This window comes from Myroides gitamensis (genome assembly GCF_029894455.1).
GTDB classification, from domain to species: domain Bacteria; phylum Bacteroidota; class Bacteroidia; order Flavobacteriales; family Flavobacteriaceae; genus Flavobacterium; species Flavobacterium odoratum.
The window spans coordinates 752,537-773,776 of the sequence record NZ_JARYHN010000001.1 but is presented as its reverse complement, the minus strand read 5'-3'; the positions used below and the strand labels follow the sequence as shown (position 1 = coordinate 773,776).

The 21,240-nt window shown below is 36.0% G+C and carries 22 protein-coding genes; 10 read left to right on the top strand and 12 right to left on the bottom strand.

Annotated features, from left to right (window positions below; translation table 11 throughout):
* Positions 1 to 145: 145 nt before the first annotated feature.
* Entirely contained in the window at positions 146 to 2,227 is a 2,082-nt protein-coding gene (locus M2306_RS03460; RefSeq protein ID WP_259187990.1) for an LTA synthase family protein, read from the bottom strand.
* Between the two features lie 197 nt (positions 2,228 to 2,424).
* On the opposite strand from M2306_RS03460, the gene M2306_RS03455 reads away from it, so the two are divergent.
* The 5 genes from M2306_RS03455 (at position 2,425) to M2306_RS03435 (ending at position 8,739) form a co-directional block, all read left to right on the top strand.
* The gene (locus M2306_RS03455) at positions 2,425 to 3,099 is read left to right on the top strand and encodes a response regulator transcription factor (protein WP_259187988.1); all 675 of its coding nucleotides are present in this window, start codon (positions 2,425 to 2,427) and stop codon (positions 3,097 to 3,099) included.
* Complete coding sequence (locus M2306_RS03450; RefSeq protein ID WP_259187986.1) at positions 3,096 to 4,391, top strand: sensor histidine kinase; 1,296 nt, start codon at positions 3,096 to 3,098, stop codon at positions 4,389 to 4,391. Before M2306_RS03455 ends, M2306_RS03450 begins: the two co-directional genes overlap by 4 nt.
* A gap of 91 nt (positions 4,392 to 4,482) precedes the next feature.
* Positions 4,483 to 4,962: an ecotin gene (locus M2306_RS03445; protein WP_115090703.1), complete on the top strand. Its 480-nt coding sequence runs from the start codon at positions 4,483 to 4,485 to the stop codon at positions 4,960 to 4,962.
* Positions 4,963 to 5,324: 362 nt separating this feature from the next.
* On the top strand, positions 5,325 to 6,680 hold the full coding sequence (locus M2306_RS03440; protein ID WP_259187983.1) for a sensor histidine kinase: 1,356 nt from the start codon (positions 5,325 to 5,327) through the stop codon (positions 6,678 to 6,680).
* An 85-nt stretch (positions 6,681 to 6,765) separates the two neighbouring features.
* Positions 6,766 to 8,739, top strand: a complete 1,974-nt coding sequence (locus M2306_RS03435; RefSeq protein ID WP_259187982.1) for a sensor histidine kinase — start codon at positions 6,766 to 6,768, stop codon at positions 8,737 to 8,739.
* Here the strand turns inward: M2306_RS03435 and M2306_RS03430 are convergent, their stop codons facing one another.
* The 3 genes from M2306_RS03430 to M2306_RS03420 form a co-directional block, all read right to left on the bottom strand.
* The gene (locus tag M2306_RS03430; RefSeq protein ID WP_259187981.1) at positions 8,740 to 9,417 is read right to left on the bottom strand and encodes a metallophosphoesterase family protein; all 678 of its coding nucleotides are present in this window, start codon (positions 9,415 to 9,417) and stop codon (positions 8,740 to 8,742) included.
* 3 nt (positions 9,418 to 9,420) lie between these two features.
* Positions 9,421 to 9,960, bottom strand: coding sequence for a 3'-5' exonuclease (locus M2306_RS03425; RefSeq protein WP_259187980.1), 540 nt, complete (start codon positions 9,958 to 9,960; stop codon positions 9,421 to 9,423).
* Between the two features lie 125 nt (positions 9,961 to 10,085).
* Positions 10,086 to 10,502, bottom strand: a complete 417-nt coding sequence (locus M2306_RS03420) for a CBS domain-containing protein (protein WP_259187979.1) — start codon at positions 10,500 to 10,502, stop codon at positions 10,086 to 10,088.
* A gap of 276 nt (positions 10,503 to 10,778) precedes the next feature.
* Here M2306_RS03420 and M2306_RS03415 point away from each other — a divergent pair, with 276 nt between their 5' ends.
* Positions 10,779 to 11,018 carry a VF530 family protein gene (locus M2306_RS03415; protein ID WP_259187978.1) on the top strand — a complete coding sequence of 80 codons (240 nt, stop codon included), beginning with the start codon at positions 10,779 to 10,781 and terminating at the stop codon, positions 11,016 to 11,018.
* Positions 11,019 to 11,034: 16 nt separating this feature from the next.
* Here M2306_RS03415 and M2306_RS03410 read toward each other — a convergent pair whose 3' ends face one another.
* From M2306_RS03410 to M2306_RS03380, 7 genes are all read right to left on the bottom strand, one after another.
* On the bottom strand, positions 11,035 to 11,472 hold the full coding sequence (locus tag M2306_RS03410) for an FKBP-type peptidyl-prolyl cis-trans isomerase (RefSeq protein WP_259187977.1): 438 nt from the start codon (positions 11,470 to 11,472) through the stop codon (positions 11,035 to 11,037).
* A 57-nt stretch (positions 11,473 to 11,529) separates the two neighbouring features.
* Positions 11,530 to 13,278, bottom strand: a complete 1,749-nt coding sequence (locus M2306_RS03405; RefSeq protein WP_259187976.1) for a nuclease-related domain-containing DEAD/DEAH box helicase — start codon at positions 13,276 to 13,278, stop codon at positions 11,530 to 11,532.
* Between the two features lie 140 nt (positions 13,279 to 13,418).
* Positions 13,419 to 14,399, bottom strand: coding sequence for a deoxyhypusine synthase family protein (locus M2306_RS03400; RefSeq protein WP_002985599.1), 981 nt, complete (start codon positions 14,397 to 14,399; stop codon positions 13,419 to 13,421).
* Positions 14,400 to 14,413: 14 nt separating this feature from the next.
* Positions 14,414 to 15,223: a calcium:cation antiporter gene (locus M2306_RS03395; protein WP_498882758.1), complete on the bottom strand. Its 810-nt coding sequence runs from the start codon at positions 15,221 to 15,223 to the stop codon at positions 14,414 to 14,416.
* Entirely contained in the window at positions 15,171 to 15,590 is a 420-nt protein-coding gene (locus tag M2306_RS03390; RefSeq protein ID WP_498882757.1) for a calcium:cation antiporter family protein, read from the bottom strand. The genes M2306_RS03395 and M2306_RS03390 overlap by 53 nt, the downstream gene beginning before the upstream one ends.
* A gap of 161 nt (positions 15,591 to 15,751) precedes the next feature.
* The gene (locus M2306_RS03385) at positions 15,752 to 16,327 is read right to left on the bottom strand and encodes a hypothetical protein (RefSeq protein WP_259187975.1); all 576 of its coding nucleotides are present in this window, start codon (positions 16,325 to 16,327) and stop codon (positions 15,752 to 15,754) included.
* 63 nt (positions 16,328 to 16,390) lie between these two features.
* Entirely contained in the window at positions 16,391 to 16,852 is a 462-nt protein-coding gene (locus tag M2306_RS03380) for a hypothetical protein (RefSeq protein WP_259187974.1), read from the bottom strand.
* Positions 16,853 to 17,089: 237 nt separating this feature from the next.
* On the opposite strand from M2306_RS03380, the gene M2306_RS03375 reads away from it, so the two are divergent.
* Positions 17,090 to 17,899: a tetratricopeptide repeat protein gene (locus M2306_RS03375; RefSeq protein ID WP_259187973.1), complete on the top strand. Its 810-nt coding sequence runs from the start codon at positions 17,090 to 17,092 to the stop codon at positions 17,897 to 17,899.
* A gap of 87 nt (positions 17,900 to 17,986) precedes the next feature.
* On the opposite strand, the gene M2306_RS03370 is transcribed toward M2306_RS03375, so the two are convergent.
* A complete protein-coding gene (locus tag M2306_RS03370; protein ID WP_115090714.1) occupies positions 17,987 to 18,454 on the bottom strand; it encodes a hypothetical protein in 468 nt (155 codons plus the stop codon).
* A 161-nt stretch (positions 18,455 to 18,615) separates the two neighbouring features.
* Here M2306_RS03370 and M2306_RS03365 point away from each other — a divergent pair, with 161 nt between their 5' ends.
* Genes M2306_RS03365 through M2306_RS03355 form a run of 3 tightly spaced genes read left to right on the top strand, consistent with a single transcriptional unit; the run spans position 18,616 to position 21,206 of the window.
* Positions 18,616 to 19,809 carry a tetratricopeptide repeat protein gene (locus M2306_RS03365; RefSeq protein ID WP_498882756.1) on the top strand — a complete coding sequence of 398 codons (1,194 nt, stop codon included), beginning with the start codon at positions 18,616 to 18,618 and terminating at the stop codon, positions 19,807 to 19,809.
* On the top strand, positions 19,784 to 20,584 hold the full coding sequence (locus tag M2306_RS03360; protein WP_498882755.1) for a sensor histidine kinase: 801 nt from the start codon (positions 19,784 to 19,786) through the stop codon (positions 20,582 to 20,584). Before M2306_RS03365 ends, M2306_RS03360 begins: the two co-directional genes overlap by 26 nt.
* Positions 20,577 to 21,206 carry a response regulator gene (locus M2306_RS03355; RefSeq protein WP_115090716.1) on the top strand — a complete coding sequence of 210 codons (630 nt, stop codon included), beginning with the start codon at positions 20,577 to 20,579 and terminating at the stop codon, positions 21,204 to 21,206. The genes M2306_RS03360 and M2306_RS03355 overlap by 8 nt, the downstream gene beginning before the upstream one ends.
* Positions 21,207 to 21,240: the final 34 nt, after the last annotated feature.

Here is a 21,240-nt window from a genome sequence, read left to right as displayed (position 1 = left end):
CGGAATCCATTCTGCCGTAAAAGTAGGCTATTTTGTACTAAAAAATGAGGCTATCTGTGATGAACCAAAAACATCACAAATAACCTCTTAAAAACCAAACTACAAAAATGTCAAACTCACCTCCAACTTCACATCTTCACCAACTTCACCTTACTATACTCGATATTTGATAATTCGCTACTGCTCGTTGAACTAAATGTTCGTCCAATTGATTTTGTTTTTCCATGAGATAACCGCCCTCTTCATTCTCAGATACTTGAAACTGTTCTACTTTTCGATTGGGTGATAAAACGGTTAAAATATTGTTTTCCAAATACCCTAAGTTCTGATATGTAGCAATAAAGGCTCTTTCTTCATATTGTTTCTTGTAAATATCTTGTCCATAAAAACGAGAATCATACGAAAAATGTAGCAAGCCAAGCAAGGTTGGCATCACGTCAATTTGAGAAACCAATCGCTTTTCTTCTTTGGGTTCAATAAACCCTGGCGCATAAATCATGGCTGGGATACGATATCGTTCTAGGGGTAAACTTGCTTTTCCAGCACTAGATGCACAGTGGTCCGCAATTACAACAAAAACAGTGTCTTTAAACCACGGTTTCGTTTTTGCCTCCTCGATAAACTTTCCAATCGCGTAATCCGTATATTTGACTCCTCCATCACGGGATTGTTCCTCTCCCTCAATAGTAATTTTACCCGTTGGATATGTATAAGGTCTATGATTACTTACCGTCATGATATGGCTGAAAAAAGGCTGTCCTTTCTCACTATTGGCATCAAACGTTTTCAAGGCCTTATCAAACATATCCTCATCGCAAACGCCCCAAATATTGCTAAACGTAATTTCATTGGGTTTTAAATCGCTTTTATCAATAATCTCATAGTGATTCCCACCAAAAAAGGTCTTCATATTATCAAAATAGCTATCACCTCCATATAAATATTGTACTTGATACCCTTGATTTTTTAATACTTTCCCCAGCGAATATAAATCAGCATTATCTTCTTGTTTCACTAAGCTCTCACCCGCACTAGGTGGTCGAGATAAGGTCACAGCTTCTAACCCTCTAACGGTGCGATTACCCACTGCAAATAAATTGTCAAATACCAAGCTTTCTTTGGCTAATTGATCCAAATGCGGCGTGATTTGATCTGTATTTCCATAGCGTTCCATAAAGGACGCACTTAAACTCTCTACTGTAATCAAAACAATATTTTTCTTATGTGCAGGCAAAGAGTCCACGATGGTTTGTATATTTTCAACACCTTTACTATTGTACATGGTATTGACAATAGCTTGTGCTTGTTTTTCATCTAATTTTTCGTAAAAATGGTTGTAATCCAAGCGACTACTTCTAAATGCTTGATAAAACTTATACCCGCCATTGGCTTGTAATTCGTTGTAATAAACATTATCTGTGGCTTGGAACTTTGTGGTATAGTTCAAAATTCCGACACAACCTAAACTCAAGATACAATACCCCAGTACAACACTCATCTTCTGCTTTGCTTCCATTGGTTGTTCAAATGCGGGACGAGCTCCTCTTGTGATCCAATAAGTCAATACACCGGCTACGGCTGCAACGCCAATCAGAATCGTTTTTATGGGATATGATTCTGCAATATTGCCAACAACCTCATTGGTATAAATCAAGTAATCAACCGCAATAAAATTATAACGCACACCAAATTCATCCCAAAACAAATACTCCCCTAGTCCTACAAATTGAACAAAAACAACCGCATAAATAAATATAATGCCACAATAAACCCCATAGCTCCAAGCGCTTCGAATTTTAGGTATAAATAAGCGCAAGCCAAAACTCAGCGTTTTATACAAGAAAAAACCTTGAGCAATTGTTGGTACTACACTGCCATACTCATGAAATATAGTAGTAAAGAATAACACGTAAACAAGTAACAACGCATAGCATCCAAAAATAAGATAGCCCCAAGGTTTTTTATATTTAAAATGGGAAACTCCCACGAATTGTATTCCAAGAAACAAGCAGACTAATAACGTCAAACTAACATCATTGATGATGCCTAGCACACTCAATTTAAAGAAAGAGAGTAGAGTTAAATCTTCCCTTACTTGAAAAGCCAAAACCATTCGAAGTAAGAAACCAATCACGACTGCAAGGCCAATTAAGCGCTTAACCGTGCGTCCTAGTAAGTCAAAACAAGAAGTTGCGGATATATTGCTCCAGCGATTTACATGCATCATACGACAAGTAATTTTAAATTTAGTTGTACATTTAATTCATTCTATTCGTTAGAATTGATACACAAAAGGAAGAACTCATTTTGTAGAAAATTTGAATTTTAGAAAAATTTCACTTTTTTAATCCAAAAGCAGCACGAAAACTGAAATTCAAAATTTCTATAAATTTGCCGACTACCTTTGTTTCAAATTCATTCCTTATGAAGCTATTACTTGTTGAAGATGAACGCGAACTATCTCACAACATAGTTCAATTTTTAGAGGCTAATTATGTATGCGAACAAGCTTTCACGTTCCGTGAAGCCATGGATAAATTGAAGTTATATACCTATGATTGTATTTTGTTGGATTTGGGACTACCTGGAGGTGATGGTCTTTTACTACTAGAAGAAATTAAGAAACTAAACATCGACAGTTCTATTTTGATTATTTCTGCCCGCAATGCCTTAGAAGACAAAATTCAAGGTCTTGAATTAGGAGCCGATGATTATTTAGCGAAACCCTTTGCTTTACCTGAGTTAAGCATCCGTATTCACGCCCAATTGAGACGTCGATTAGCCACTGCCACCAATGATTTAATCTCGGGTAATGTGACTATTAACTTATTGAGTAAACAAGTAACTGTAAATAATAACCCCGTTTTGTTGACCAAATCGGAATATGCTTTACTTTTATTTCTTATTGGTAATAAGAAACGAGTAGTTTCAAAAAATGCGATTGCAGAACACCTCTCTGGAGATATGGCTGATATGCTTGACAATCAAAACTTTGTTTATGCCCATATCAAAAATGTGAAAGCAAAATTACAGGATCATCAATGTGACTGTACAATAAAAACCATATACGGAATTGGTTATCAATGGATTGAAGAATGAAGAGTTTATTAAGTACGTACCAGCGCTATTTTATCCTGTACGCTAGTCTTTTGTTGATTGGTTGTGCTCCTTTATTTTATTGGGTCATGGAGTTTTGTTATGCGGAAGATTTAGATGAATTGATCGAATATCGCACCCATGATTTTACGCATAATCAACTGCCTGAACTCACGAAGCAAGACATCACCATGTGGAATAAATACAATTATGATTTGCAGATTATCCCACATGATACCGCTATCCTTGTTAATGAACCACAATTGATTTCTTTTTTCAATCCAGCAGAAGGATATGAAGTAGGATATCGAACCCTATACACGTCTATTACCATTGAAAATCAACCCTATCTCCTACTCTCGAGAATTGCCATGGTGGAACCCATTGACTTATTTCATACCCTACTGTATGAATATGGGTTAATCGTATTGATTTTCTTTTTATCCATTGTATTGATTCAAAAATTATTAGCCAAAAAACTGTGGTCTCCTTTTTATCAAACGTTGAATCAAATTGAACATTACAACTTAGAAAAAGGTCATGTACCTGTTTTCAAACCCACTAAAACACTAGAATTTAATCGGCTAAATAACAACCTACAACATCTGATTGAAAATAACTTGGCTGTTTTCAAGCAGCAAAGAGTATTTATCGACAATGCTTCCCATGAATTACAAACGCCTTTGGCGGTTTTTCGTTCTCAATTGGATTTGCTTTTACAAGATACAGACCTTACGCAAAAACAAATGCACTTGTTGCAATCGCTTTACAACGTTTCCTCTCGATTCAATCGATTAAACAAAAATCTTTTGCTACTCGCTAAAATTGAAAACAATCAATTTCAACAGTTTCAACACATCAACCTTGCGGAGCTACTCGCTACGCAATGGAGTTTTTTCGAAGAATTAGCGGCTGAAAAAGAGATTCAAATTACCCAAACGCTAGATGCAACCACCAATGTTGAAGGCATCTACTTCTTGCTTGAATCGCTATTTAGCAACTTATTATCCAACGCGATTAAATACTGCCCTACTGGAGGGTGTATTCACCTCCACTTGGATGCTACGGGTGTTCAACTTTATAATACTGGAGAGGCTGCCTTGGATCCTGAACGTATTTTCCTGCGTTTTAATCGAGCAACGGAAGAGAAAAATGGAACAGGATTAGGTTTAGCCATTGTAAGTGAAATTGTCAAATTACACCAATGGACCATCCAATATTCCTATACTGCTAATCGCCATTGTTTTACTATTCTATTTGCGAAGTCTCACGTTGAATCTCTACACAAACAGTAAACGTAAAACGATAATCTTTTATTAAAAATTCACATGTCGGCATATAATTCACTACTTTTATCATATTAATTCTTAATAACAAAAGTTTAGTATGAAAAAAGTAATCGGATTTTTAATTGTTTTTTTAAGTTTAACTACAGCAAGTATGGCGCAAAAAGTAGATGTATCTGTTTTTCCAAAGCCAGAAAAAGGGTACAAACAAATGGTAATTGAAGTACCTCATTCTGCTCAAGATGGCAATAAAAAGATTGAATTTCGAGTAGGAAAAATGATGGAAGTAGATGGTTGCAACAACTACGGCTTAATGGGAACTTTAGAGAAAAAAGACTTACAAGGTTGGGGGTATGACTACTATGTATTCCAAAGCAATGGGGATGCATTCTCTACTCAAATGGCATGTCCTGATGCTCCAAAAAGAAATTTATTTGTATCAGGTCAACCAGAAACGACACGTTACAATGGAAGAATGCCTATCGTAATTTACGTTCCAGAAGGATTTGACGTAAAATTTAAAATCTTTACAGCAGATCAAGACGAATACGAAGCACAAGAAATTCGCATAAAAAAATAAGACACCACCCTGATGTGGTCCTTTATAAACGGAGTAAAAGCTATCTTTTACTCCGTTTTTTTTATATCTATTTTATTATAATCTAGTTATTTATCTGCTTTTATCAATCCGAAAAGGAACAATAAAAACAAATCGTACCTTTGCGCTGTCCTGCGAATTAACGTAAACCCTGTCGAATACAGTTGTGATTTAAGGATAAATGCTTACTTTAGGGGTCATTCATTCCTAGCTGATTGAAAATTGTTGTTGTAGTACAACTAGAAAGAGACAGGCTATGCGTTTGAGATAGAAACGAATACTAAAGAAGAACAATTCATCCGCAATAAGAAGGTGAATTGGAACTAACAGACAAAGACTTTGTAATGAAAATTCGCACTCGACTATCCCTCCAATTCTTAGGTCTATTCACCATATTACTTTCTATTGTACTAGTCGCTATTTATTTTGTGGTAGCGAATCATTGGCAGAAAAACTTTTTCAAACAACTGGAGGATCGAGCGTATATTGTTGGGCATAACTATTTAGCAGAAGACAATTTTACGTATGCGGAATTTCAAGAAGTATTGCGCAAATTTCCGCGCACACTCCCTCAAGAACAGATCCGCATTTACACCCTTGACTTTAATCCTATTTTCATTGCAGAAAATGAATTGAAATGGGATAAGGATGTGCTACAAGCGGTTGTGGATGACAATAAGGTGTGGTTCAAACAAGGAGATGAATACGTTTTCGGTGTATTGTACAAAGATAATTCTGGTGATTATATCGTGATGGCTAAGGCTGTTGACCAAACGGGATTAGATGCCCTAAAACAGTTGCGTTCTATCATGTTAATCAGCTTGTTGATTGCCCTTTTAATTACTTTTATTCTATCTCGCTTCTTTGCTGAATCGTTTCTACAACCCATCAAGAAAATCATTCATCACGTACAATCGAGAAATGTAGATACCTTAGCTGAGCCTATTTCTACCACGGAAATGTCCAGGGATGAAATCCGCACTTTGAGTGAGGCAATTAATACCTTATTTGAGCGATTACACGAATCCTTTGAAAGTCAAAAAGCCTTTGTTGCTCATGCGTCACACGAATTAAAAACACCGATTGCCGCTGTATTGGGGACCGCTGAAATTACCTTAACCCAAGAGCGAGATCCGCAAGCCTATCAACAAGCTTTACAATCCATCATTCAGGATACCATTTACACCGATCAAATCATCAATAACTTGCTCACATTAGCTAAACTAGATCAAGTAAATCACGATGTATCCCCTATTGATTTCGAGTCTTTTTGGTGGCAAACGATTGATAACCTCATGCTACATCACAAAGATTTAAAGCTTAATTTCATTCTAAAAACAAAAGAAGAGTTACATAAATTACACCTTCAAGGCAACCAACAACTGTTGGGTCTTGCCCTATCCAATATTATATTAAATGCGGATAAATTCTCCTTTAATCAAACCATAGATCTTCTCTTAGACAGCTCAGATACGTCCATTATCATCCAAATTAAGGATAGTGGAATTGGTATTAAAGCAGAGGATTTGGAGAAATTAACGCTGCCTTTCTATCGTTCATCGAATGCATTTCCCATTCAAGGAACGGGATTAGGCCTATCCTTAGCTTTTAAAATTATTACGATACACCAAGGACATTTAACCATTGAATCTGAACTTGGACACTATACTTTAGTTACCATTCAATTACCTAAAGCATAGCTTGCAATACATAAACAACAACATTCTTATTTTTTTCATGATTTACAAAAAGATATTAGCCCCCTCCTTCTACATCTTGTTTATTGTGTCACTTCTTTGCAGCAGTTGTCAACCCAAGCAATCCAAACACGAAACGGATTTAGACAACCTCTTTGCTTATAAGCGAACACCCGCTCAAAAAGACAGCATTTCACAAAAATATGAAGCTGAAGTTACTGCGTTCCTCCAATCCGAGGATCAGTCTCGTGAACAATTGGATCATTTAATTAATCAATTGCGTTGGAGCAGCAATCAAGAAGCTTTTTTCACCTTAATTACTATAGCTGAAAAACAGGCGAAAAAACAAAAAGATTATACCCGTTTGGCTGATATCTATGAAGATATCGCTGTTTTCTATCACGACAATCAACAATTAGACAGCGTCTATTCGTACTACTTAAAAGCAGAAAGATTTTATGGCAAAAGTGCAGATAGCTTAGCCTTGGCTGAAAATATCTACTATCAAGCGCGATTATTATTCGAAGTAGGGTTCCACAAAGAATCTGAAAACAAGCTATATCAGGCATTAAAACTATTGGAAAAAAAACCAGATCATCCGATTCACATTGAATCCAATCAATTAAAAACCTTCTATGTAACAGATCTTTTTCAACATCCCGAGGCTTTGCAAACGCTTTTGGATACCTATGAAATACTAAAAAAAGACGAAGGGATATACAAGACGTTACCGGAAGAAAAATACAATCTGGCAATGTCTAATTTATTGGGTAATATAGCCGTCTTTTATGAAGAACTAAACGATTTGAAACAAGCTGAATTTTTTGTTTTAAAAGCCCTTGAATACTTTGAGAAAAGCAATGCCCCAAAACAATTATATGCCCATCTAAAAACGACGTATTACCTCTCCCTCTATAATCAGGGGAAAGACGACAATATTATTGAGCATTTGACTGAATCTTATGAAATTTACACCAAACTCAATCACCCCTTTTATGCCATTGATACTTGTCATGAAATTGCAAATATATATAACGATTTCGATCAACCCGAACAAGCATTATTTTGGCTACAAAAAGCCTATAATTTAGCGGATGAGAATAAGTTTTACAAGCAAAAGAAATTTGCTGTACAAGAACTCCTGCTCTTTCATGCAGATCAACAATCGACAGAATTAATTAGAGAATTAGTTGACTTAACGCAACTCCTAGAGAATACACAGGTTGAAACCAAAAGTAAATTTGCTAAAATTGAATACAACTCCTTTCTTTTGGAACAAGAAAACGAGACGTTAAAGCAAAAGATATACCTCTTATATGTGAGTGCTTTTGCTGTTATTGGCAGTTTGCTTTTCTTCCTTATTTGGTTTCGATTAAAATCGAAGAATAGAGAATTAGAGCACACCAATAGTCAAAAATCCAAAAACGAACAAATCTTAAACTTACTGATTGAGAACAACTCCATCGAACATGTAACGACACTAAAAGAACGCAATCGCATTGCTAAAGATCTTCATGATGGAGTCATCAACAGTATATTTACCTTGCGTTTTAATACGCAATTGCTCGAAATTCCCAACAAGAGTTTAAAAGAAATGTTAGTGAATGAATTGGTATACTTGGAAAATAAAATCCGCGATATTTCTCATTCCTTTTCACAGGCTAATATTTTTAAAAATAAATCGTTTGAAAACTTATTAATAGAATTGGTTCACAAGCAATCGAATAAATACAAAACGGATTTCTCCATTGCGGTAGAAGATAATGTAAGCCTGAATCAACTATCAACAATACAAAAGGTAAACATCTATCAGATTATTCAAGAAGCGCTTCAGAATGTCAATAAACACGCCCAAGCAAGCACTTGTAAATTGAAGATATACACCAATGATACGCATCTTATTTTTGAAGTTGAGGACAATGGCTCCGGGATGAAAAAAACAACCCATCGCGGGATTGGTTTAAGTAATATGGCGGAACGAGCGGCACTCATTCAAGCGGAATTAAAGATTCAATCCAATCTTCAGCAGGGAATGGCAATCGTCTTGTTTTTAAACTGCTAATTAGCGTATATCTCGTTGATCTGTAGGAATGGTCAAACATTCTATTACTGTGGCATCAACAGCAATTCTAAGCCCTGTTAAGCCATACCCATAATACACTCCAGTATCAATATTCCACGAATCAGAATCAGGCGTGTATTGCGCTTGATTCGATTTCAAAGGGGTATGTCCGTGTATTTGCAATTTTCCTATAGCCTTCAATGGCTTTCTATTCCACAATACACTGTCGTCTCCTTCTTCTAAAAAAGGATCTTCCGTTTCAGCAATACCTGCATGTGTTACTATAAAATGAGGCGTTTCATAACACAAAGGGAGCTCTACAAGCCAAGGCAAAATAACCTCATTTTGAATCCCCTTTTGTGCAAAATGAACTAAAGTTGCATCCCCACCTTGACGAGTCCAATTTTCATTGCTTCCCTCTATAATATATTGAATGAGCTCTGCTTCGTGATTGCCTTTGAGAATAATACAGTTGTCATAGGTGCTGGTTAATTCCATCGCTTTTAAAACAACCTCAGCGCTATACTTTCCGCGATCGATTAAATCACCGACTAAAATCAACATTTCTTCTTCCCTCTTCCAATGGGTTAAGAGTTGATTCAACGTATAATAGCATCCGTGAATATCACCTATAATGAAGTAATTCATCTTTTTCAATTCGTAACTTACTTGAGGCATCAATTAAAAAACGTGTAACGCTATATGCGCACAGGCTTCTGCATCTGCTAGTGCATGGTGGTGATTATCTAGTGTAAAGCCCAAATATTCTGATACAGTATTGAGCTTGTGGTTGGGCAAAGTTGGAAATACTTGCTTCGATTTTCGAAACGTACAATAGAATGGATTTTGATGAATGGGTAGATTATAACTCGCTAATACTGCTTTCAAACAGCTTTGATCAAATGCACTATTATGCGCGACCAAAGGTAAATCTTTGATCCGCATGCGTAAATAATCCCATATTTCAGGAAATTCCTCCGCTCGGGTGGTATCTCTTTCCGTTAATCCGTGCACTTTTGTATTCCAATAGCTATAAAAGTTAGGAGTAGGTTTGATTAACTCGTAATACTTATCGACGATTTGTCTGTTCTCAACAAAGACTAACCCAATACTACATACACTACTTCTATGTTCATTGGCAGTTTCAAAATCTAAAGCAACAAAAGAATTCATTTTCACTTCACTTGGTTTCCCTACAAAGGTAGAATTTTTGTGCGGCATCCTTTATTATTTATGGGATTTTTACAGTTTGTCCTTTTTTATCCCTTCATTTTCCTTGCTGTTCATCCACAAAAAAGCCTTCTATTCTAAGAATAGAAGGCAAAAAAGCAAATCTCATGTATTGTTTAATACTGAGCGATTAAATAATTAATGAGGTCTGTTGTTGTAACAATTCCGACCAAGGTTTTGTTTTTATCCACCACTGGTAATGAGTGGAATTGTTGTTCAACTAATAATTCGGCTACTTCTTTTATCGTTACATCATCCTCAACTACAACGGGATTAACCGTCATAATATCCTCTAATTTATAAGCGTCATAGATGGCATTGATTGCTTCTAGATCCATATTAGCAGTGCTATACCCGATCTTTAAAATATCATTACTCGATATAATACCCACCAACTGCTCCCCTTCTACTACGGGAATATGTCGGATGTTGTAATCGGTAAATAATTGATTGACTTCACTAATTTTTTTGGTCGTAGGTACTGCAATTAATACCTTCGTCATGATTTGCGAAATGGGTACTCTTTGTTTCATAGTTTTCTTATTTTCTAGGATAAAGTTCCCCCTATAAAAATTGTAAAAACATGATACTTAACAGCTTTATATCTCTTTTTTTTTCGTAACTTCTGCTGTTGTATTGGTGACACCAAAATTTGATGGCTAAAGAGTAGACGGATTTACTCCAAAGCGTTGTTTAAAGGCATGCGAAAAATGATACAGCAGAAAAACTGTATCAAGATGATAACTTGAAACGCATCCTCTCATGCTCAAACAAAGAATAAACGGTATCTTTGCCAAAAAACAAATCGTATGGAAACTTCAAAAGATCCTTTACACGGAAAAAAGCTCGCCGATATTCTCGAAGAATTAGTCGATTATTATCAAGGTTTTGAAGGCTTGGGCAAGCAAATTAATATCCGCTGTTTCACCCATGATCCAAGTATTAATTCTGCTTTAAAATTCTTGAGAAAAACACCGTGGGCAAGAGAAAAAACGGAAAGTTTATATGTGTATGTCTTACGTCAAAAGGCAAAGAAAGGCAATATATAAATAGCTCGTGTCCTAATTAAGACACGATTGCAAGCAATTCCACTTCAAACATCAAGGTACTATAAGGTCCGATTTGTTTGCTGATGTGCTCTTCTTTATACGCATATTCAGGTGGAGTAACCATTTTGAATTTCGTTCCTATGGGTAGTAGAGGAACTACTTCTTGGTAAGCTTTAATTAGTTTTTGCAGTGTAAATGTACTCGGTTGACCACGGTCAATAGAACTGTCAAACACCTCTCCTTTAGTATTGGTTCCGTGATAGTGACAAACAATTTTATCTGCAAGTGTAGGCTTCTCCCCTGTCCCTAAAGTCAAAATTTTATATGCAATTCCCGAGGGTAAAACGACCACCTCCTCGCCTTGAGCAAAAGCAACTAAAAATTGAGCTCCCTCTTCTTTATTGGCTTGTTCTAACTGTTCTTTTCTCTTTTTTAATAATTCTGCTACGCTCATAATTCATGGGTTATTCTAGGGCAAAAATACTTGTTTCAACGAAATCACACAAATTCCTTAATCTTCCTCAAGCTCTTGATACGTATGCAACTGCCAAATATTTAAGTTATCAATCGCCCTTGTACAACCTACATACCATTCAAAAGGAGTAAACTGATCGGGTTTATCGACAATGAGAATCACGTTTTTACGCTCTAGTCCTTTGTATTTCAATGCTGTTGTATACTGTAATTGCGTCGGTTCTAGTGTCAAATTCGCAGGTGTTAACTCTTCCATTTGTAGTTCGGCGATCAAATTCGCTACGTTGTTTCTGCGTTGCCAAACTTTACTTTGCACCAAGACAATTACATCCTGTGCTTCTAGAGATGAATGTGGATCATTAATACTGTCAATCACGGCTTTGATTGCCTCTTTTAATACGGCTACCTCATCAAAAGAACGCAATTCAATCTCATCGTATTCCGCTTGATGTACCGTTATCTCTTCCCATTCTTCCGGCGATTCCTGAATGTGTTCTGCGATTTGGCGAATTTGCGATTTCTGTGCACTTCGCCTTATTTTGTGCAATTTGAAATGGGTAAAATAGTCTTTCAAAAAGTACGCATATTCCGTAACGTCACGGCCAAAAAGGGAAAAACTTTGGTCTAAATCATACAACAACATCACATTACCTTGTGTTAATCCTTGTGCATCACCACAAAGCTTGTCAATCAAAAGCACTAAATTTCGATCAAATAGATCTTGAGCTTCGTCTATAATCATATAATCATAATCGGGCAATTGTTCTTGTTGCTCTAGATATTCCATTGTTTCTTGTACTAATTTGGCACAAGACAATGGTTTTAAATAGTACACCTCTTTTTCGTTTACATGAGGATGATATTTTGCAATAAATTGTTTAAAAGTAATGCAATCAATACGCACATTTCGCTCTTTGAATCGCTGTTGATTATACGCACAAAGTAACGCGTTCCAACACAAGTAAATTCCTTCGCGTTCCACTTGCATCTCAGCATAGGCCATTGCCATTGTTGTTTTTCCTGTTCCAGGAGATCCTTCAATCATCAAGCGCGGATTCTCTGCCAACGAGTACAAATAATCTAAGTTTCGCTCTTTGAGCCATTGGAATGAATTTCTCGAAGCAAATACATTGGTGTCTTGTACTTTAGGACTAAACGTATTTACGATATAGCTCAAATCACTCCTCTTCAGTTTTTTAAATGAAATAGGGTGCACACTTTCTAGCTTTTCTTTGGTGTATTTATAGATATGCAAGAGGAAATGCTCTATGTTTTCATAGTCATTTTTTCGTGTATAATCACTGTAAATCAAATTCTTATCGTAAATAGTACTTTCAATTGCTATTTTAGTCGTTGGAAAAGCGACAGCTTCACAAAATTGCACCTGCTTGAAGTTTGGGAACACCTTGTTCATTAAGGTGTATTTGTAGCCTTTTACTTGTTCAAAAGGATTTTGAGGCAACCATTTGGTGTGATCTCCATCTTTAAAGCAAAAACGCCCTTGGTCAATAAAGACATTGCCTCCTTTTACCTCTAATACAATGATACCAAAACGAGAAACGATGATAAAATCGAGTTCTGCATCGGCTTTGGCTCGTTGAATTCTCGTATTATCGTGAAAAGGCAAGCGCAAGCTGTACCACACATACCAATCGTGCTCACTTTTACTTAGCGATTCCACCAAGTCTCCATAAATTAAAAATTCCCCGTAGGGTACTTTATTGCCGTTGATAATCAGTTGTTCTAATTCATCAAGAGGGTATTCGGGATAAATTTTTAAAGCCATGATGGTGTGTCCTTTAGCATACAGAACTAATGTAGGCTTTTTTCATCAATAGTAGGGCATCAATCACTAAAAATAAAGGGGAATAACAAAAGAAAAACCGTAGTTTGACAACACAGACAAACTACGGGTAAAGAATTAAACTATTTACCTAAAATCCAAGCAAATATAAGTGGGGCTACAATAGTAGCATCTGATTCAATGACATAGCTTGGCGTATCGACATCGAGTTTTCCCCAAGTTATTTTTTCATTTGGAATACAACCAGAATACGAACCATACGAAGTTGTAGAATCTGTAATCTGACAGTAATATCTCCATTTTAATACGTTGTCTTTCTCTAAATCTTGTACGAGCATTGGAGCGACACACATCGAGAAATCACCCGCAATACCACCTCCAATTTGGAAAAATCCGATACCTTGGTCTACAGCATTTTGTTCGTAAAACTCAGCCAACCAAACCATATATTCAATACCGCTTTTTACCGTTGAGGCTTGTAGCTCTCTTTTAATGACATAAGAAGCGAAAATATTCCCCATCGTTGAGTCTTCCCATCCTGGAACTACAATTGGCAAATTGCGTTCTGCTGCAGCAAGCATCCACGAGTTTTTAGGGTCAATTTCATACTCTTGCTCTAGTACACCGCTCAACAACAATTTATACATGTACTCATGTGGAAAATAACGCTCTCCTTGTGCTTCTGCATCTTTCCATATTTTTTCAATGTGATGTTGAATCTTGCGGAAAGCTTCCTCTTCTGGAATACAAGTATCCGTTACGCGATTGTATTTATTTTGCAATAAATCCAATTCATCTTGAGGCGTTAAATCGCGGTAATTAGGTATTCTCTTATACTGTGAATGTGCCACTAGATTCATGATGTCTTCCTCTAAGTTGGCACCTGTACAGCTGATAATATCTACTTTACCTTGACGGATCATTTCAGCTAATGAAATACCAAGCTCAGCGGTACTCATTGCACCAGCTAATGAAATCAACATCTTCCCTCCTGCAGCTAGATGTGCCTCATAACCTTTGGCAGCATCAATCGTTGAAGCAGCATTAAAATGTAAAAAATTACTTGCTAAAAATTGTGAAACGGGTCCTTTATTCTGTTCCATTTTACGTTTTTATATTAAGGATTAAAAATTAAAAGCATGAATACAACAAAGAGCACTAGATGCATCATTCCCATAATGGGTGTGGTTCGCTTGCCAATAAAAGTCATCAAACTCAGCAATAAAGTGATGACAAAGAGAATGGTCTCTGTGGCCGTCATTCCGAACAACACGGTTTTCCCTGTGATTAACCCTACAAGCAATACAGCAGGAATTGTTAACCCAACAGTAGATACAAATGCCCCATGACATAGGTTAATTGCACGTTGAAATTCGTTGTTTAAAGCGGCTTTAACAGCCGTCATAGATTCTGGCGTAAATACAATAATAGCAATCAATACCCCACCTAATAAAGGAGGTAAATTCGCTGCTTTAATTCCGTAATCTACCACCACAGCCATATTATGAGAAAGCAAAACAATAGGTAGAATCATCCCTAGTAAAATCAAGGTACGCACCCAAATCTCTTTCTTGTTCACGGGTACTGCTTCTACATCTGCATGTTCCTTCTCTTCCACTTCATGGCGTTGTGCAAATAAAATTTCCATGTTTCCCGCCTTCGGTTGAATATACAAATGCTTGTAGCGCTTCATTTGCAACAACAAGAAAAAACCATAGAGTACAATTACCAATCCAGCTAATACAACAGCTTGCGTTGTTGTAAATTGACCTCCACCTGCTCCTTGTATAAAGTTAGGTAGCATCAATCCAATTCCCCCAAGCATGATAATCATCCCCATATAGGAAAGCGTTCCTTGAGCATTGTATTCTTGTTCACCAAACTTTAAACCGCCTAAAAGGATACACAGTCCAATAACCAAGTTCATAATAATCATCATCACGGAAAAAATAGAGTCTTTCCCCGATAGTAGGATTTTCTCCAGGCCCTAACATCACTGCTGCAATCAAGATTACCTCAATGGACACAATGGATAAAGTTAGAATCAACGTTCCATAAGGCTCACCTAATTTGTGCGCCAGTTCATCGGCTTCTTTCACCACCCCAAATGCTGCACCAATAATAGTAAAAAGTAAAACTAAGAATGTTCCTAATGCAATCATCCCTGTGATTGAATCACCTAAGAAGCTTTGCCCAAAAAGCAGGAATAAAATCACAATTAGCCATACAGCTACTAATCGAATTCTAGTTTTAGTTGGAAAAATCTCGGATAATAGTACTTTTTTAGTTGTCATTTTTTTTATTTTTTTGAGTTAAAATAACGGGACAAAATTAAGGTCCGTGCCCTACATTACATTTATCATAGGATAAATAATTAGGAAGGATATTTTGAATTTTTTGAAGTTGTGAGATTAGGATGTTGTAATGACAATAGGCCAAAAACTGTAAATCTTGGTCATTGTTCTAATACTTCGTGCATGATCAATAGTACATCTCTTTTGCGCATTTTAATGAGGTAGTTGAATGTCTTTGGAGGAAGTCCTAAAAAATAATAATCCATATATCTGAAATAAATATTCTCTTCATTTTTCACATCTGAAACCCCCAACAATGTCACTATTCGTCTTTTTAGGAATGGTTCATGTACTAGCTGATCTAATTGCTCCATTAATTCCTTACTCTTTTTGTTAAAGACTTTACCTTCACCCGTTATTTCGTTCGTATTTGTATAAAAAAGATTCTTTTCTTGAGCCAAACTAATAGAATCAAGCCGTTCTAAATAAATAAAATAGGATTCCATATCTCGAATTACAGTGGCGTATTTCAACTCTGTTTCTCGTTTTTCCGTACTATCCTTCTTTAGAACAAGACTTTCTTTCAACCACGCTATATCTTTTTCTATATCCTTTCCATACATCAACATCATATGATCCAATTGCAAATCATAAGAACTTCCACTGCGTTGACATCCCACACTGAAAGAAAAAAACAAAATCAAACAGCTGATTATTAAAAATTTATTTATCCTCATGCCTTTTGTTTTTAACTAACTTATTATTCAATTCTCTTATTTTTTTTAATCAATTCAAAAACTCTATTGATAAATAGTTAAACCAACAGTATTTATTCCTTGGTATATTTTTGGCTTTGTTTGGAATAGTCTATTTTCCTTTTCTACATTACTCCAAATTGTATCTTTCAAAATAATAATATGCCGTATATAGTTAAAATTTTGAACTACATTTTCAAATACAGATGTTGTCACAAAATCAAAAGCTTCTCCTTTACGTAGTGCTATTTTTTGTCTATCTCTCGGGTTTGTAAAACTATTTTTATTTCTAGTATAAGAAATAATGTAAACAACCTCATTCTTACTATTTATAGCTTGAATCAAGTAATACTTATTTCGCTTTATCTTATCTAAATAGGTTAATTTCAACGACTCATACTCAATATAATCAGGTATTTCCTGATATTCTTCTATCTTTCTATTTGTTGTACAACTGAAAAGAAATCCTACTAAAAGTAAACTAATAAAAATCTTTTTCTTTTCCATACTAATGCACATTTTACAACAAGATACAGTAAAAATCAGTTTCTTATATAAAAACAGAATAAATGAAACTAAATAAGATGCTCTTTTTGAATGGTATCTCAAAATACAACGGATTCAAAAAACGATTTGGAATAGTTATCTCTCAATAAATAAAGTAGAATTGCCAATCAGCTAATATTTATATTCTCTTTCTTACTATATTAGTCGTCACATCCTACGATTCATTAACACCTACTAATGAAAACACTTATACTGCTATTTTTTCTATGGGGATCTTTCGCTAGTTGGGGGCAATCCAAGCAAGAAAAGTTAATCGATCAATACCTTACCCACGGTGCTTATCGCTATCATTATACTCAACAAGGATGGCAAGATCAAATAGACTTAGCCCTTGCACAGGATTCTACGCTTGCAATCCTTTGGCAGAATAAAGCACTCCCGTATTGGAAAACCAAAAAGTACGACTTAGCTGTGGCTTGTTATGATCAGGCGGTACGGTACGATCGAAAAAATTATTTGGGACGAAGAGGATACCTCAAATGTATTTTTCAGCGGGATTATAAAAGCGCAATCAAAGACATGCAACAAGCAGAGCAAGAATTTGGTTATGACTATCAGAATGATCATTCATACGCTTTTTACATTGCTTTGTGCTATTTACAACTTAATGCGTTTGAAGAGGCCAAAAACACCTTAGAAAAAGATCTAAATCGCACCATTCAAAAGCATGGTGAATCTTGGTTGCATTACTTGGATCTCTTTTACATGGGGATTATTTACTATGAACTACGAGAATATACCCAAGCCCAATATTACTTGGATAAAGCATTGATAGAATACCCTAAATTCTCCGATGCTCAGTACTATAAAGGGATGTGTTTTCTCGCTCAAAACAACAAAACAGAAGCTCGAAATATCATGCTAAAGGCGCAAGAAAACGCCAAACAAGGCTATACCATCAATGAAGATGACGCCTATTACGAATCGTATCCTTATCAGGTTAATTGGCATATGGCACAATGGACCATTCCTCAGGATACACCATAAAAAAAACTCTTTCCTACAAGGTGTAGAAAAGAGCTTTTCCTCTTACTAATTCTAGTTTTTATCAGTTAATGGGAACATCCGAATTGCTTATTTTCCAGCTTGTTTTGCGCCTTCAAATACGTATATAATCTCTCCTTCTGCCTGTTTAGTTGTGTGAACATCCATGGTTTTTGTATCTGCATGATACCAAAATATACCCGATAGATCCCCTGTGACAGTAGTGATATCATTGTTGTAATTTCCTTCTACTTTCATTACTTTTTCAGTAACTCGAGAATAAATTTCACCTGATTTTGCTGTTACTTTCACGTGTTGTGCATCAACTTTAGTCACCTGGATAATTACATCAAAAAATTCATACTTTCCTGTTCCTGTGAAATCATCATAGACTCTCATTGATCCTTTATACGTTCCAACAGCCGCGTCAATTGATCCTCTTTCTGGTAAATCAATTCCGCCATTGTCATCACTTGAACTACAGCTTGTAACAAATGCGCTGGTAGCCATAACAGCTACTGCTGCTAATAGGCTCACTTTTCCTTGGAATTTTTTCATACTAATTTTTGTTTTTGTTGTGAGAGACAAATTTCTTTATCTTCTACTTTTTCGACAATCATCGCATACCGTGATTTTTTTCTACGGGTTTACCCTGATTTTTACAACCTATTGCGAATATTTTTTTTTTATTCAGATATTTGTTTCCTAATTACCATCGGATGCCGAAAACGCTATTATCTCTATTTCTATTCGTCTTGGGTTGTAATACAACCTTTGCTCAGTACTTAATTCCTCTAGATGAGGAACAATACTTGTCGCAAATTAATACCCAAATCCAAGCACATGGACAAGATACAATTGCACTAAAAAATTACCTCCTCTTAGCGGAATATTGGGCGCCGACTGATAGCATTCAAAGTTATAAGGCCTTACAAAAGGTTCTTCAAGCACCTACTGTTAAACAACTTCACACAGGTACACTTGCTTATTACCAAGGGATATACTATGCCAATACGGGTAAAAAAGACAAGGCTAAAGCGTATTATCTCCAAGCCATAGAGCAACTTAAATCCAAAGTTTATCTAGCAGACATCCGCATCAAAGCCCAATACAGTTACGCCTATCTTCAAATTGAAGATAAAGGTTATGATATCTTGGTCAAAACACTGACAGAAACCTGCATACCATGGGCCAAAGAAACAGAAAATAAAGAGGCACTCGCCTATTTTTATACTCAACTGGGACTTGTCTTTATGTCTGTTGCCCAACTGGATACTGCTCAAGAATATCATGATAAAGCCTTAGAGGTAATAAAAGAAATTGAACCTCAAAGCACAGTACATTTAATTACCTACTTGAATTTAGTAAGTAATTATTGCTATAAACCAGATAGTGAATCGGCTAAAATCTACTTGGATCAAGCAACCAAGCTGCTAAAAAAGTTTCCTAATTCTCAACACTATCCCAACTACTACTACCAAGTAGCCATGTACTATACGACACGGCAAGAGTTTAAACAGGCTTTAGAAACACTGCATCTTGGGATAGCTTCAGCTAAAAGTAAAAAACAGTTGAGGGTACTCAATATGTTGTATTTCCGTCTGTATAATGTGTACTTGATGCAAAAGGATTACCTCAAAGCCAAAGCACTACTGGAGCAAATTCTCAAGGAAAATATTATCGTCAAAGAGCCCGTCAACCGCAAAATAACCTATACGCAATTAGCATCAGTTAATGAAGTCCTTCAGGATTTCAAAAGTGCGTATGATTGGCAGAAAAAAGCGAGTATCTTAAGTGATAGCTTACATCAGCAAAAGCTTTTTGAGAAGATGAATCAATTGGAAATTCAGCTTCAAACGGCGGGAAAAGCAGCAGGAAATAGACCAATTGGAGCAAGAAAAAAAGGAAAGTGAATTGTTGAATAAGAATAAAAATTTAAAGTTTACTTTACTGATTATTGCCTTTATTTTATGTTTGATCATTGCCTTTTTGGCGTGGATTAACTTTAAAAATCAGAAGAAACTCAACAAACAAATTCGCCTGCGACATGAAGAGCAACTGCTCCACATTGACAACGAACGCAAATATGAAGCAACACAAGCCATATTACAAGGCGAAGAACAAGAGAGACAGCGCATCGCTCAAGATTTACACGATAGTATGGGAGGTATCTTAGCGAATATTCGAATGACCGTTTCGAAAGATGCAACACAACCAGAATCGAAACAAGATCTACTGAGCAAATTGGATTATTCCATTGCAGAAATGAGGCGAATCTCTCGTAATTTAATGCCTGAAACGCTTAAAAATCTTGGGCTAGAAATAGCGCTTCAAGAATTGTGTGAATCCATGAGTCACCCGCATCTTCCTATTCAGTTTGAAGCTTATGATATACAAGATGGTCTTGATTTCTCCATACAGCTGGCCCTCTATCGCATTACACAAGAAGCCATTAGCAATGTACTTAAATATGCACATGCCACTAGTATTATTGTGCAAATCAGTCAAAATGAAAGGGAACTCAGCCTAACCATTGAAGATAATGGGATGGGATTCAATCAAGAAACGATTACCTATGGTCTAGGTTTAAAAAACATCACTCATCGCGTTGAACTCATTGAAGGACATTTAGAAATCAACACAGCTCCTGGTGAAGGCACCACATTAAACATTACTTGTCATGCATAAAAAAGAACAACTCACCTTAGCAATTGTAGATGATCATCCGATGATTATAGCTGGAATAAAATCCTTATTGAGTGATTCTAATTTTCAAATCTTTTCGTTTACGAAAGGAACGGCTTTATTGGATTTTATCCAAACCAACCAGGTTGACCTTGTCTTGCTTGACATTATTTTAAGTGATGGCAATGGTTTAGATTTTTGCAAAAGCATCAAACAACAGTATCCTCATATTTTAGTGATTGGACTAAGTAATCAAACGGAACGCAGTATTATCTTTAAACTGCTGGAACACGGTGCATCGGGGTATATTCTAAAAAATGCAGATTCAGAAGAAATTCTCGAAGGCATTGAAAAAGCCCTTGAAGGTAAGCTAGCACTGAGTAAAGAAGTTCAAGAAATTATGGTTCGACCTACGCATAACCACTTTGAGATTCCGAGGTTAACAAAAAGAGAACATCAGATTCTCTTGGCTATTGCTCAGGGAGATACGTCCGCTATTATTGCTCAAAATTTGTTTATCTCTCTCGTAACTGTCGAAACACATCGCAGAAATCTTTTACAGAAATTTAAGGCTAAAAATATGATTGAATTGGTTAAAATAGCTACCGATCACCATTTAATTTAACTCCATTTTTGCGTTTTTCATCTAAATTACATTA